General features: G+C 75.9%; 10 protein-coding genes. 1 reads left to right on the plus strand and 9 read right to left on the minus strand.

All coding sequences use genetic code 11. The annotated features are described in order from the left end of the window. Positions 1–182 precede the first annotated feature (182 nt). The 3 genes from ABEA53_RS12610 to ABEA53_RS12620 form a co-directional block, all read right to left on the minus strand. Positions 183–2,780 (minus strand): MMPL family transporter, encoded by a 2,598-nt coding sequence (locus ABEA53_RS12610; RefSeq protein WP_345481573.1) that lies wholly within the window; start codon positions 2,778–2,780, stop codon positions 183–185. 88 nt (positions 2,781–2,868) lie between these two features. Further along, the gene (locus ABEA53_RS12615; RefSeq protein ID WP_345481574.1) at positions 2,869–3,507 is read right to left on the minus strand and encodes a TetR/AcrR family transcriptional regulator; all 639 of its coding nucleotides are present in this window, start codon (positions 3,505–3,507) and stop codon (positions 2,869–2,871) included. Positions 3,508–3,562: 55 nt separating this feature from the next. After that, positions 3,563–3,874: a hypothetical protein gene (locus ABEA53_RS12620; RefSeq protein ID WP_345481575.1), complete on the minus strand. Its 312-nt coding sequence runs from the start codon at positions 3,872–3,874 to the stop codon at positions 3,563–3,565. Here ABEA53_RS12620 and ABEA53_RS12625 point away from each other — a divergent pair. Beyond that, complete coding sequence (locus ABEA53_RS12625) at positions 3,873–4,565, plus strand: M23 family metallopeptidase (protein ID WP_345481576.1); 693 nt, start codon at positions 3,873–3,875, stop codon at positions 4,563–4,565. The genes ABEA53_RS12620 and ABEA53_RS12625 overlap by 2 nt on opposite strands. A 203-nt stretch (positions 4,566–4,768) precedes the next feature. On the opposite strand, the gene ABEA53_RS12630 is transcribed toward ABEA53_RS12625, so the two are convergent. The 6 genes from ABEA53_RS12630 to ABEA53_RS12655 form a co-directional block, all read right to left on the minus strand. Continuing rightward, positions 4,769–5,446 (minus strand): ABC transporter ATP-binding protein, encoded by a 678-nt coding sequence (locus ABEA53_RS12630; protein ID WP_345481577.1) that lies wholly within the window; start codon positions 5,444–5,446, stop codon positions 4,769–4,771. Beyond that, complete coding sequence (locus tag ABEA53_RS12635; RefSeq protein WP_345481578.1) at positions 5,443–6,321, minus strand: ABC transporter ATP-binding protein; 879 nt, start codon at positions 6,319–6,321, stop codon at positions 5,443–5,445. The genes ABEA53_RS12630 and ABEA53_RS12635 overlap by 4 nt, the downstream gene beginning before the upstream one ends. Next, the gene (locus ABEA53_RS12640) at positions 6,318–8,987 is read right to left on the minus strand and encodes an FtsX-like permease family protein (protein WP_345481579.1); all 2,670 of its coding nucleotides are present in this window, start codon (positions 8,985–8,987) and stop codon (positions 6,318–6,320) included. The genes ABEA53_RS12635 and ABEA53_RS12640 overlap by 4 nt, the downstream gene beginning before the upstream one ends. After that, a complete protein-coding gene (locus ABEA53_RS12645; protein WP_345481580.1) occupies positions 8,984–12,139 on the minus strand; it encodes an FtsX-like permease family protein in 3,156 nt (1,051 codons plus the stop codon). The genes ABEA53_RS12640 and ABEA53_RS12645 overlap by 4 nt, the downstream gene beginning before the upstream one ends. Before the next feature lie 370 nt (positions 12,140–12,509). After that, complete coding sequence (locus ABEA53_RS12650; protein WP_345481581.1) at positions 12,510–12,689, minus strand: hypothetical protein; 180 nt, start codon at positions 12,687–12,689, stop codon at positions 12,510–12,512. Positions 12,690–12,884: 195 nt separating this feature from the next. Beyond that, on the minus strand, positions 12,885–14,489 hold the full coding sequence (locus ABEA53_RS12655) for a phospholipase D family protein (RefSeq protein WP_345481582.1): 1,605 nt from the start codon (positions 14,487–14,489) through the stop codon (positions 12,885–12,887). Positions 14,490–14,549: the final 60 nt, after the last annotated feature.

Raw genomic sequence — 14,549 nt, forward strand, 5'->3', positions numbered from 1 at the left:
GCGGAGGATCCGGGCGCTCGCGACCGTCGGCCGCGGCGGAGCCGCTCCACCGTCTCGACCGCCCGCGACCGGAGGTCGTGCGGGCGGCCCGGCAGTCGTCGACGCCGCCTCGATCGACGTCGCCGCCGCGCTCCAGCCGGGCGCGCGTCTGCTCGGCGGTCTCGCGGCTGACGCCCGCCGCGTCATGCGCGGTGGGCGGCGCGGTCCCGGTGCGGATCGTCGCTCGGCGCGTCGACGGCACCCGCCGCCGCATGCGCGGCGGCGCCGTCGTGGCCCCGCGGGGGATGGGCGCGCTCGAGCTTCGCGCCCTCCACGTCGACGTCCGGCAGCAGCCGGTCGAGCCACTTCGGGAACCACCACGCGGCGTCGCCGAGCAGGCGCATCACGGCGGGGATGAGCAGCATCCGCACGATGAACGCGTCGACCAGCACGCCGAAGGCGAGCCCGAAGCCGATCGGCCGGATGGTGGACGAGTCGGAGAACACGAAGCCCGAGAAGACCGACGTCATGATGATCGCCGCCGCGGTCACGACGGCGCGGCCCGCGTGCACGCCGTGCTGCACGGCGAGCTTCGCCGGCACGCCGTGCGCGTAGGCCTCGCGCATGCCCGAGACGAGGAAGAGCTGGTAGTCCATCGCCAGCCCGAAGAGGATCCCGACCTCGATGATCGGCAGGAAGCTCAGGATCGGCGCCGGGTCGTGCACGCCGAACACCTGGTGCAGCCAGCCGAACTGGTAGATCGCGGTCAGCCCGCCGAAGGTCGCGAGCAGCGACAGCACGAAGCCGATCGTCGCCGTGATCGGCACCAGGAAGGACCGGAACACCAGGATCAGGATGAGGATCGAGAGGCCGACGACGACGCCGACGTAGAGCGGCAGGACCGCGCCGAGCTTCTCCGAGATGTCGATGTTCGCGCTCGCGTTGCCCGCGACCCCGAGCCCGACGCTCCCGCGGTCGGTCTGCACCGGCGAGAGGTCGCGCAGGTCGTGCACGAGCTGCTCGGTCGACTCGCTCGACGGGCCGCCGGTCGGGACGACCTGGAAGGCCAGCACGCGGTCGTCCTTCGAGCTGCCGATCGGCGCGACGGCCGCGACGTGGTCCTGCGCGGCGATCCGCTCGCCGATGGCGACCTCCTGCTGCAGCAGCGCGGTGCCGGTCGCCCGCTCGGGCAGGTCCGCGACGACCAGGAGGGGGCCGTTCTGCCCCTCCCCGAACCGCTCGCCGGTCACCGTGTACGCCTTGTACTGCGTGGAGTCCTCCGCCTCCGACGAGCCGACCGGCAGGCCGAGGCGCATGTGCATCGCGGGGAGCGCGATGACCGCCAGCACCGCGACGCCGGCCACGAGGGTGACCACCGCGCGCCACGCGGGCATCGGCCTGGTGGGCTCCCGCACGGCGCCCGGGGCGCCGAGCGCGCCGAGCGCGGCGCGCTCGGCGCGCCGCAGGACCCGCATCCCGACGAAGGACAGCAGGGCGGGGATCAGCGTGATCGCGACGAGGATCGCGACGGCGACCGCGACGCCGCCGACGGTGCCCATCAGCCCGAGGAACGGGATGCCCGTGATGTTCAGCGCGAGCAGCGCGACGATGACGGTGGTGCCGGCGAACACGACCGCGTTGCCGGAGGTGCCGTCGGCGAGCCCGATGGACTCGTGGAGCCCGACCCCCTGCTTCAGCTGCCGCCGGTGCCGGTTGATGATGAAGAGCGAGTAGTCGATGCCGACCGCGAGCCCGAGCATGACGGCGAGCACGGGCGTGACGGACACGAACTCGACGACGCCGGAGAAGGACAGGGCGCCGAGGATCGCGACGCCGACCCCGAGCAGCGCGCTCACCAGCGGGAGCACCGCGCCGATGACCGTGCCGAGCACCAGGACCAGCACGACCGCCGCGACGAGCAGGCCGACGACCTCGCCCGGGCCGACGACGGAGGGGATGCCCTGCGCGATCTCGTTCGAGATCAGCACGCGCACGCCGGGGATGTCGGCGCGCTCCGCGTCCGCGGCGATCCGGGTCTTCAGCGTCTGCGCCACCTCGGTGGTCGGCTTCGTGAAGGCCACGGTCGCGAGCGCGGTGCTGCCGTCGGTGCTGACGAAGCGGATGTCCTTCGACAGGGTGAGCAGCCGCTGACCCAGCTCGAGCTCCGTCCGGTTCGTGTCGAGGGTCTTCCGGCCGTCGGTGATCTTCCGCTGCTGCGCGTCGATCGTCTTCTGCTGCGCGTCCAGCTGCGCCTGCGCCGCGTCGAGCTGCGGCTGCGCGGCGGCCAGCTGCCCGGCGGCCTTCGCCTGCGCCTCCTGCTGGTCGAGCTGCTTCTGGCCCGCGTCGAGCTGCTTCTGCCCCGCGTCCAGCTGCTGCTGGCCGTCGTCCAGCTTCTTCGCGCCGTCGGCGAGCTGCTGCCGTCCGTCCGAGAGCGTGCTCCGCTGGTCGTCGATCCGCTGCTGCGACGTGAACGGGTCCACCGCGCGACGCACGCCGTCGAGGTCGCCGACGCGCCGCAGGAACGATGCGATCTCCGCCTTCTGGTCGCCGTCGAAGGCGCCGGCGCCGGTCCGCTGGAACACGATCGAGCCGGACCCGCCGCTCGCGGAGGGGAACTCCCGGGCGAGCTCGTCCGTCACGCGCGTCGTGGCCGTGCCGGGGATCGAGATCGCGGTCGAGATCGCGCCGCCGAACAGCGCGTAGCCGCCGCCGCCCAGGGCGAGGACGAGCACCCAGGCGATGACGACGAGCCAGCGCCGGCGCGCGGCGAAGCGGCCGAGGCGGTAGAGGAGTCCGGCCATGCCGTTGCGTCCCTTCCTTCAGGTCTCCGCGGGGCGGAGGCTCGGTTCGGGATGCGGCGGCGGATCCCTGACGTGGTTCGAGTGACGCTCAGGTGAGCAGGTAGCCGGAGCGCAGGCTGTGCACGAGGTGCGACAGGAGGCGCTCCCACTCCGCTCGGGAGGCGTCGTCGACGCGCCCCGCGGTGCGGGCGATCCAGTGCTTGGCGATGACGGACGTGCCGTGCATGAGCGAGCCGACCAGCAGCTCGACGTCGAGCGGGTCCGCTGCGGGGTGGCGGCGCCCGACCTCGAGCAGCAGGCGGGCCTCGACGCGGGAGAACGCGGCGGCCGCGAGGTCGGCGGCGTGCGCGTCGGCCGCGGCCGGGCCGCCCGTGACCTGCACCATCGTCGCGATCGCCGTCGGCAGGTCGGAGGCGTGCATCACCGCGGCGAGCTCGTCGAACATGGACGCCCGGCTGCCGTCGCTCTCGCGCATGCGCGAGACCGAGTCGAGGAAGTCGTCGACCACCACCGCCAGGGTCTCGGCGCAGACCGCGAGCAGCACGTCGTCGACCGACGCGAAGTGGTTGAACACCGTCCGCCGCGCCACGTCCGCGCGCTCCGCGAGCTCGTCCACGCTGAACCGGGGACCGCTGCGCTCCGCGATGAGCGCCCGCGCGCTGTCGAGGATCGACGCCCGGGTCCGAGCGCGCAGCTCGGATCGGCGATCGCGGGTGGCCAGGGACACGCTCGATACTCTAAGTGCAACGATGCACGGAGTGCAGCGAGCGCGCCCGTGCTCATCATCCGCTCAGGCGGTCGTCCACCTCGAGGACCCAGGGGCTCACGGCATCGAGCCGATCGAGCCGATCGAGCCGATTGAGCACGCTGCGCTGATCGTCGTTCGGCAGGGCGGCCGCGAGTACGAGGAGGCGGATCGCCGTGCCCCGGCCGGCTGTCCGGCACCGTGCGGCGCGGTCCCGGTCAGCGGAAGGCACGGGCCGAGCGCGCATACCCCCGTGGGGTGTCTTGCTAGGTTCGCCGGCGGTCGTCGCACCCCCGTCGACCTGGACCACCACCCCTCGGTCCCACTCGAGCACCTCGAATGCGCCCATGACGATCCGTTCTGCCCACCGACCGCCCCGTCCCGTCGACCCGTCGCGCACGCGACGGCGCCGCGCGCTCCTCGCCGCAGCACTGCTCGCCGTGGCGCCGAGCGCGATCTCCCACAGCGAGCCGGCGCTCGCACACGTCGCTCTGGACCTCGAGGTCCCCGCCGACGCCGGATCCGCGGGAAGCGACGCGGGGGAGCAGTCGTACACCGTGCCCGCGACCGCGGAGCCGCCGAAGGTCGATCGCACCGCGGAGGTGACGATCGTCCAGCCGTCGGCGCCGGCGTGGGTCCTGCCCGCGGCCGGTGCGCTGCGTGACGGCTTCGGACCCCGCCCGGACGCTCCGGTCGCCGGAGTGGGCGCGTACCACCACGGGCAGGACATCGGCGCCAGGTGCGGGGCGGAGGTGCGGGCCGCCGCCGGCGGACGAGTGGTCCAGGCGGGCTGGGACGGCACGTACGGCAACTGGATCCTGCTGCAGCACGCCGACGGGGTGCAGACCGGCTACGCGCACGCGGAACGGCTCCTGGTGCACGTCGGGCAGCGGGTGAAGGCGGGCGCGGTGATCGCCGCCGCCGGCTCCACCGGAGCGTCCTCCGGGTGCCATCTGCACTTCGAGGTCCGCGTGCACGACACCGCGGTGGATCCCGTCGCGTTCATGCGCACCCGGGGCGTCCGACTCGGCTCCCGCTGACGCCGTCGCGTCGGTCGAGCACCGCCCCGCACCCGCGAGCGTGCAGGGCGTCGGTGTCCTCGCGGCCTCCTGCACCGGCGGGCTCCGGGGCGATGGGAGGCGTGCGGGCCCCCGGGGACGAGCGGCCCGCAGCCGTGCACCGAGGCAGGAACGGGCCCAACGGTCGGGCGCCGGGTCGGCCGGCGGGGCAGCGCCGGCCCGCCTCAGCCCTCGGGCAGCAGCCGTCCGTCCTGCAGCGTCAGCACGCGGTCGGCGCGGTCGCGGACGCCCGGGTCGTGCGTGGAGACGAGCATCGTCATCCCCGTCGACCGGGACAGGTCGTGCAGCAGCGACAGGATCTGGGTGCCCGTGTCGGAGTCGAGCTGCCCGGTCGGCTCGTCGGCGATGAGCACGGACGGGGCGGCGGCCAGCGCGCGGGCGATGGCGACGCGCTGCTGCTGCCCGCCCGACAGCTCGCCCGGTCGCTGACGCGCGTGACCGCCGAGCTGCACGAGCTCGAGCAGCTCGGCCACCCGCCGGTCGCGCTCGGCGGGCGGCGTGCGGCGCATGCGGAGGGGGAGGCCGACGTTCTCCGCCGCGGAGAGGACCGGCACCAGCCCGAACGTCTGGAACACGAACGCGATCGTGTCGCGGCGCAGGTCGGTCCGGCCGTCGTCGTCGAGAGCCGTGACCTCCCGGCCGTCGACGACGATCCGGCCCGCCGTCGGCCGGTCCAGCCCGCCGAGGCAGTTCAGCAGCGTCGTCTTCCCCGACCCGGACCGGCCGATCAGGGCCACGAACTCTCCGGCCTCGACGCGGAACCCGACGTCCTCGAGCGCGTGCACCTCGCCGGCCGCCGAGGGGAACGTGCGGGTCAGGCCCGCCACCTCGATCGCGCTCATCGCTCGTCCTCCCCGTCGTCGGACCAGACGCCGAGGTGGTCGCTCTCCAGCTCGAGCCGCACCCGGTCGCGCAGGCCGAGCGCCCGTCGGTAGGCCGCGGGCACCTGCATCCGCCCGACCCGGTCGATCAGCGCGTACTCCCGCGCGGGACCTCCGGCATCGCGTCGCAGGACCTCGGAGGAGGTGCGGCCGTCGCGGATCGCGACCGTGCGGCGCACCTGCGAGGACACCTCCGCGTCGTGCGTGACGATCACGACGGTCGTGCCGAGGGACGTGTTCACCTCGCGCAGGGCCGCGAACACCTCGTCGCCGGTCGACCGGTCGAGCTCGCCCGTCGGCTCGTCCGCGAACAGCACCTTCGGGCGGTTGCCGAGCGCGGTCGCGATCGCCACCCGCTGCTGCTCGCCTCCCGACAGCTCCGCCGGGCGCCGGTGCGCCTTCTCGGCGAGCCCGAGCGCGTCGAGCAGCTCCATCGCGCGGGCGGTGCGCTCCGCTCGCCGGACCCCGACGACGGCCATGGGCAGCTCGACGTTCTCGGCGGCGCTGAGGAACGGCAGGAGGTTGCGCGCGGTCTGCTGCCAGATGAAGCCGACGGTGTCGCGCCGGTAGCGCAGGCGCTGCCGCGACGTCATGGCGAGCAGGTCCCGGCCCGCCACCCGCGCCCGGCCGGCGGTGGGGGCGTCGAGACCGGAGAGCACGCCGAGCAGCGTGGACTTGCCGGAGCCGGACGCCCCGACGATCGCGACGAGCTCGCCCTCGTCGACGAGCAGGTCGAGCCCCTGCAGCGCCTGCACCTCGACGTCGTCCGTCTGGTAGATCCGCACGAGGCTGTCGCACACGATCAGCGCGTCGGCGCCGTAGTCGTCGTCGGTCATCCCTGTCCTCCCACTCGCAGCACCTCCGAGAAGCGGTCCCGCCGCCACGTGACCGCCTCGACCGCGACCGTCGCCGCGAGCACGACCACGGCGCCGCCGAGCACGGCGCCGAGCACCGGACCGGAGATCACGACCGGCGGATCGAAGCGCCCACCGGTGAGTGCGGCCAGCACCAGCGCCGGATCGAACACCTCCGCGGCGACGACGCCGATCGCCGCGCCGCCGGCGAGCCCGCCGACCACGAGGGGCGCGAGGTCCGCGACGAGCAGCCACCAGCCGATCCGCCGCCGCATGCCGAGGGTGCGCAGCAGACCGAGCGTGCGTCGGCGGTCCGGAGCCCCCGCGAGGACGCCCGCCGACAGCGCGGCCAGCGCGAAGAGGCCGAGCAGCCCGGCGGCGAGCAGCGTCGCGGACCGGGTGCCGACGACGAGCGGGCCGGCGCGCTGGGCCGCGAGCCAACCGGTTCGCGTGAGCACGCGATCGGCGGGCACGCCGGCTGCGCTGAGCGCGCTCCCGGCACCGGGACCCATGACGAGCGCCGTCGTCGGCCGCAGCCCGGGGGCGCGCGCCTCGAGGGCCTCCAGGTCGACGAAGACGAAGGGACCCTGCCGGTACCCGCTCGGGCCGTCGGGGACGACGCCGACCGCTCGGGCCGGGACGACGCCGGAGTCGAGCTGCAGCTGCAGGGTGCTGCCGACCATGCTGCGGGCGGTCTCGGCGTCCACGACGACGGGTACCCGCGGACCCGCGCCGCGCAGTCGTCGGAGCACGGCGGCGGTGCCGGGGGAGGACGCGGGGAGCGCTGCGACGACGGCGGGGTACCCGCGGTCGACGGCGAGCAGCGTGGCGGTCGTGCTCGTCGTCCGCAGGTCGACGCTGGTGCCGGGGAGCGCGACGAGGGAGGCCGCGCCGGTCACGCCGGGAGCGGCCCGGAGCCGGGCGGCGTCGACGGCGCTCGCGGCGCGGGCGTCCGCGCCGACGCGGTCCCACGACGCGTCCTCCTGACCGGCGTCGACCGCGGCGACGAGCATGCCGTCGTTCAGCGCGAGGCCGGACGCGATGCAGACCGCGAGCAGCGCGAGGGCGGAGCGGGTGCGCCGCGCCCGAGCCGCGACGAGCACGCCTGCGACCCCGCGGGAGCGCCGGAGGAGCAGCGCCGCGCCGCTCACGACGGGCGGGAGCAGGCGCAGCACGACGACGGTCGCGGCGGCCGCGAGGAGCAGCGGTGCGATCACCAGCAGCGGGTTCGGCCGCGACCCGCTCAGGCCGCCGCCGGCGCCGAGCACGAGGACCGCGACGACCGCGACCAGCACCAGTCCCGCCTCCGCGGCGATGCGCCGTGCCGTCCGCACGCGGCGGAGCCGCAGCCGGTCGGAGCGGTTCGCGGGCGCGCGCCGCACCGCGCTGCCCACGGCGGTACGAGCGAGCTGCACCGGCGTCGCCAGCAGCGCCACGACGGCGATCAGCACCGCGCCGAGCGGGACGGGCGCGCGGAGCAGCGCGGCCGCGACGGCTCCGGCGACGAGCACGACCGCGGCGGACTCGACGAGCGCCGGGGCGGCCACGGCCGGCACGGCGGCGCCCCGGGCCCGCTGCAGCAGGGTCTCGTCCCGTCGCCGAGCGGCGATCAGCCCGCCGAGCAGCACGATCGCGACCGCCGCGGTGCCGAGCACCCCCGCGCTCAGCAGCGCGAACTGCGCGGTGGCGCTGCGCGCCTGGCGCTCCGCGCGCGCGACGGCTTCCGGCAGCTCCGAGCGCAGGGTCAGCCGATCGCCGCTGCCGCCCTGCAGCGGATCGGGGTTCGCGCGCAGCATCGAGACCGACCTCGCGACGGCCGGCGCGGACGCCGAGGACAGCCGCGACGCCGCGACGTGCATCCGGAAGACGGCGGTGAAGGGGCCCTGCGCCTCCGCTGCGGCGGCGACGCCCGCGGCGTCCGCGAGGGCGACCACCTGCAGCGGCGGCGAGGTGCCGTTCCGGTTCTCCTGCGCGCGCCACACCGGGCCGGCGTCGGTCCACGGCGACGGACCGTCGACCGGCACCCGGTCCACGATGCCGGTCACCCGCAGCCGGAGGGAGGTGCCGCGTCGGAGTCCCTGCTCGCGGGGCACGTCCAGCACGCTGCCGACCCGCAGCGACGTGGCGGTCGCGACCGCCTGCGACACCACGACGTCCGCGACCCCGCTGCGGACGGGGGAGGCCGGCAGCGCACCCGAGCGCAGTCGGACCGCGTCGGGTCGGGTCAGGAGCGCGACCCGCACGCCGATCGGACCGTTCTGCAGCTGCGGGCGCGTGTCCGCGAAGGTGAGGCGCACCTCCGGTCCGAAGGCCGCGACGGACGCGGGATCCGTGACCGCCCGCACGGCCGGCGGCAGCTGCGCGCGCAGGGCCCGGCTCCGCGCGCCCACCTGGGACGGGTCGACGAGGATCGGCCCGGTGCCGAGGGAGGTGATCCCGACCTGCGACCGCACGACGACGTCGCCGTCTGCCCCCTCGGCGGCCACCGCCTGCCGCACCGCCCGGTCGAGCGTCGTGGCGAGCAGGCGGGGCGCGCCGATCGCGCTGACCAGCGCCAGCGTCGTGAGGAGGGCGAGCACCACCAGCAGCGGCAGGTCGCGCGCCGAGAGGCGCCGCTGCACGAGCAGCGCGAACCGCAGCGCCTTCACGCGTCCCCCTCGCGGAGGATCGAGGCCGGATCGAGTCCGCGGAACGTCCGGATGATCAGCAGGGCGGCGAGCAGCGCCGCCAGCACCGCGCCGCCGATCAGCAGGAGCAGCTGTGCGACGGGCAGCACCACCAGCGGCACCGGCACCGGGCGGGCGCCGTCGGGGCCGACGACGAGGTGCGACGCGGCGACCTCCCCGAGCAGCACGCCGAGCCCGAGCCCGAGCAGGGCCCCGACCGCGACCCGCATCGTCGCCTCGGCGGTGAGCATGCGCTCGAGGACCCCGCGACGCAGGCCGATCGCGCGCAGCTGCGCCACCTCGCGCCGCCGGGCGTCGAGCGACGCGACCACGTCGACCCCGAAGCCGATGAGGCCCAGCGCGACCGCGGCCGCGAGCAGCAGGTGCAGCGTCTGCGTGGTCGCGAGGCGCAGCGGGCCGGAGGTGAGCCGCTCCGCGAGCGCGACCGCCCCGTCGGCTCCGGGGGCGGCGCGGCGGTGCGCGGCGAGGTAGGCGTCCACCCGGTCCGGGGCGACGTCCACCCACCACTGGTCCGCCTGCGGCAGCGCGTCGCCGGACTGGATCAGGAACAGGGAGAGCGAGCGCTGGTCGACGACCGCGACGTCCGGCGCCGGCGCCTCCGAGGGCGCGCCGCCGCTGCCGGGCACCCGGGTGACGACTCCGGCGACGTCGCACGGCACGAGCACGCTCCCGAAGTCGAGCGCGAAGGAGGCGCCCGGGTAGGCCTGCACGGACTGGAGGAGGTGCCGCGTCCAGACGCTGCGCACCCCGGCGACCGGCTTCCAGCCCACGACGGCGGCGGTCAGCGGGTTCGACCGCAGGTCGCTCTCGACCGGCAGCGCGAGCCCGCCGCGCAGATCCCCGGTCGCGCCGACCGTCGTCCAGCCCGCGGGGATCCGCAGCGGCGTCCCGCCGGCGTCGAGCGTCACGAGCTCCAGCGGCGGGTCCACCGCGACGTTCCCCCGGTAGGCGACCGGATCGGCGACGAGCACCTGCAGCTGCAGCCCGACGAGGCGCATGCCCGACGCGGGGATGCGGCCGCCGAGGACGTGCCGCTCGGCGTCGACGGCGGCGAGGCCGAGCTCGACGGTGGAGAGCAGCCCGTCCGAGCCCTCCAGGACCGCCCGCACCTCCGCCGCGGCGCCGGGGATCGTGGTCTCCGCGCCGCCGACGCGGACCACGGCGCGCAGCCGGCTCGCTCCGCCGGGCAGCTCGACGCCGGTCACGGCGGGCGCGCTCGTGCGCAGGCGGCCGATCGCCGCGCCGCCCTCCTCGCGGTTGCGCCCCCGGTCGAGCATGGCCCGCGCCGCGCCCGTGAGACCCAGCACGGTCGCGCTGCCGAGCGCCGCCGTCGGCTGGTCGGGTGCGTCCGCGCCGGGCGTGCGCACGTCCGCCTCCCTGCGGAGCGCCGGCTGCGGTGCACCGAGCGCGCCGTCGGCGAGTTCGGCCGACTGCGACGCGAGCCCGTCCACGTCGGCCGGGACGCGGACCGGGGCGCCGACGGCCAGCGCGGACTGGTCGAGCTGCGACCGCCGCCAGGTCGCCTCGGTGATCGCGCCGAAGGCGCCCGTGCCGATCGCGATCGTCACGAGCAGGACGGTGGCGGTGGCACGGGCGGAGCGCCGGCTCAGCTCCCAGCCCACCAGCGCGCTCACCGCGCCCCTCGCCCGGCGCGAGACGACCTCGCCGGCACGACCGACGAGCGGCACGAGGCGGAGGGCGACGAGCGCGCCCGCCAGGACCAGTGCGGCCGGAGCGGCGACGAGGACCGGGTCGATGCCGGAGGACGGGTCCACGCGACGGGTGACGAGCTGCTGGCCGAGCACGACCGCCAGCACGAGGAGCACGAGGTCGGCGCCGCTGCGCATGATCCCGGTGCCTCGCGACGGCCGCGCGGCGATCCGTTCGGCAGGACGCAGCCGGGGGAGCAGGCGCACGGCCAGGACCGCGACGACCACGCCGGCCCCGGTGAGCCACGACCCGCTCGACGGCGGCGTCGGCGCACCGCGGACGGCGGAGGCGATCCCCGCGCCCGCCGGCACGCCCAGCACGAGCGCGACGGCCGCGGCCGCCAGCGCCTCCCACGTCGCGAGCAGCGCGAGCTGCGCGCGGCCGGCCCCGCGCGCGGCGAGCAGCGCGCGCTCGTCCGCCCGTGCCGCGTCGAGCAGCAGCGCGGCCTGCACCAGCACCACCATCGCCAGCACGACGAGGAGCAGACCCGCGACCGCCGCGGTGGTCCGCGTGATCTGCAGCGGACCGAGCACCCCCGCCACCACGGTGTCGAGCGACGTCTGCGCGTTGACGCTCTCGGCCGCCTCGCCCGCGCGGACCGCCACGGTCTGGTCGATGGAGGACAGCCGCTCGGCGAGCGCGCGGAGCGCCGTGACCGACGTCCGGGAGAAGTCGGGGTCCGCGGTGATGACGACGCGGCTCGGGCCGACGCCGGCCGCGTCGAGCGCGCCCGGGGCGACGATCAGCGGGCCGACCACGTCGACCGGGTCGCCGTACGGGTCGTCCGGGTCGACGTGGATCGGGTCGTTCCCGATGCCGCTGAGGGGGTCGATCGACCAGACGGGCCCGTCGAGGTCGACCGGGCGGTACAGCGCCGCCACCCGGGCGCGCAGGTCGACGCCGTCGATCCGGAGGGGCAGCGTCGACCCGACCGCGACGCCCAGCACGGCCGCCCCCGCCGCCGGGACCGCCACCGGGACGGCGCCGCCGGTCGTCGCCGCGGCGGGCCACCGGCCCGCCGTGACCGTGAAGGCGCGGGCCGGGAACTCGGCGAGGTAGGGTCGGGCCGCGCCTCCCGGGCCGGCGCCCTCGCCCGTGACCGACACGGCGACGACGCTCGAGGAGCTGCGCGCGGCGTCGCCGAGGACCCGTGCCGAGGCGGACTCCGCCGCGCGGACGGTGCGCGCGACCGAGCCGAGCGGGCGATCGGCCACGATCGTCAGAGCGGTGTCGGACGCGGTCGTCATCGCCTGCCGGACGCCGTTCTGCTCGGCGGCGGCGAGCAGGGCCGGGAACGCGGCGGCCAGCGCCACGGCCACGAGCTGCACGACCAGGACCAGGACGACGAGTCGCCGATGACGATCCGCGCCGCGTCGCGCAGTGAGCGTCGTCCACGATCGCATGCAGCCCCGATGCTACGGGGCCGCGCACCATTCGCGCCGGTCGGCGTCCTCCTCCTCTTCTCATCGCGGTGCGGGCGCTCGTGCTGCTCGAGCACGGAGCGCTGGGGACCGCCGGCGGATCCACCTCGGCGACGGCCGAGCAGCGGTTCGGGTGCGCGTCGCGGGCCCGCAGGGACGGCGGTTGGCGCGGAGTGGATCACGAGCTCCACCAGGTCCTGCGCGAGCCGCCGTCGGGTCCGTCAGGGCCGGGAGCGCCGACTCCCCGGCGCCGAGGATCACCGCGACGAGCCCGACGAGCCGGGGGTCCGATGTGCATCCCGCATCGACGAACACCACCCCCAGGGGTGTCCCCGGTCCGGTTCAGCGGTGCCTACGGTGTGCCGACACCTACGGAAGCGAGGACCACATGGCCGCAGATGACGACTCCATCGTCGATCGAGCCCACCGCGTGCATCACAGCCTGGAGGGAGCCGGCGACTCCGCGCGAGTGCAGGCGGCGGTCGGTGGACCGTGCCCGGACTGCGGCGAACGCGTCGAGCTGGTCCTGCACGCCGACTCCTCGTCGTTCTCCTGCGGCTCCTGCGGCGCGAGGTTCACGATCCCGAGCTGAACGGCCGATGGCTGCCGGTCGCGGTAGGGCCGGCCGGTCGCTGCAGCATCGGGGCGGCACCGCCGGGGGAGCCGGGGTGCATCGGAGCCGGCGGCGCTGCCGCGGATGCCGAGCCGCGCGGGTCGTCGACCCGCCTCAGAACCGCCGCTGCTCGCGGAGTCGATGCGGCCGGTGATCGGGGTCGATCCCGATCCCGTAGGCGGGAGCGGCCCAGATCCGCTGCAGTCGGGTGATGCGCTCGGTCCGGTGGCGGCGGATCCGGCCCGCGGGCCGGGTGGCCCCGCCTGCCTCGGCGCGCCAGGTCTCGAGGGCGTCCGCCGTCGCCGCCCACAGCGCCGGCGCACCGGCGAGGTCGTCCAGCCGCGCGTCGCCGGCATCGAGCCCGAGGTGCTCGGACCACAGCTCGCGGCGGAGCTCGCGGGCGAGGAGCCGCGGTGAGTCGTCGGCCTCGGCCTCGCCCCCTGAGGCGGATGTGGTGTCCAGGACCGCGCACGTCAGCTCGCTGTCGGTGGTCCACGACCTCCGGTTGAAGTTGTCGGATCCGACCGTGAACCACACGTCGTCGACGATGCAGATCTTCGCGTGCACGTAGACGGGCGTGCCCGCGCCGTTCTCCAGGTCGAACACGTGCACCCGGCCGGGTGCTGCGCGACGGAGCCGGTTGATCGCGCGGATCTGCCCGATCCGGCTCGGCGGGCCCGTGAGCGGGCCGTCGGAGCTGGGGTACCGGGGGACGACGGCGATCAGCTGCAGCCGGGGGTTCTTCACCATCGCCTCGGCGATGCCGTCGGCGACCTCCAGCGACCACAGGTACTGGTCCTCGACGTAGATCAGGTGCTGCGCCCGCGCGAACGCCTTCGTGTAGGCCCGAGCGATGGTGCGCTCGCCCTGCGGAGCGAACGGGAAGGGCGGCCGCTTCGCCGTGTAGGTGCGGAGCAGCTGCACGGCGTGCGGCCCGGCGGGGTCCGGAGCGGGTGCCGCCTCCGGCAGCGGCTTCGGGTGGCGGGGCATGTGCGCGAGGCGCTGCGCGAGCATCCGGAGCGGCGTGCGGCGATCGAGCGGGTGCGGGTCGTTCCACCGCTCCGCGAACACGTCCAGCAGGTCGGTCACGACCGGCCCGCGGAGCTCGAGCGCGGCATCGTGCCACGGCGGCCGGGCGCCGTAGCGGCCGTCCATCTTCAGCGCCTGCGGGTCGCCCGCGTGCTCGGCGTCGTCGCGACGGCTGTGGGAGAGGTCGAGGCCGCCGACGAACGCGACGTCGCGGTCGGCGTGATGCCGCCGGCGGATGACGAAGATCTTCTGGTGGTGCGAGCCGAACAGCGGCACCCGCTGGTCGAGCAGCACCTCGCCTCCGGCTTCGTTGACCTCCCGGCCCAGCAGCGCGTTCGAGCGGCCGCTGATCGGGCCGGAGATCTTCTCGCCGTGCGAGCGCCACACGAGCCCCCGCACCTCCACGCCCCGGCGGGCGAGGTCGGCGAGCAGTGCGCCCACGGTCGGGCCGCCCGGCAGGAGCGCCTCGTCGGGATCACCGCGCCAGTCCGTGAACCAGACCCGGTCACCGGCCTCCAGGTCGGTCAGCTCCGCGTGCAGCCGGGCGAAGTAGGGCGCGCCGTGGATCAGCGGACGGACGAGGTTGCCCTCCGACCACGTCGCGATGCCGACGTCCTCGACCGACCGGCTGGTCGCGACGCCCCGCTCCTCGCGCGTGAGGAACCACGACTCCAACCGGCCTGCGCTCATCGGTGCACTCTCGCGCACGGGTGCCGCCCGCCCACTGGGAGGACTCCGGGCCCGCGGAGA

The organism is Amnibacterium soli (genome assembly GCF_039544415.1).
Classification (GTDB): Bacteria; Actinomycetota; Actinomycetes; order Actinomycetales; family Microbacteriaceae; genus Amnibacterium; species Amnibacterium soli.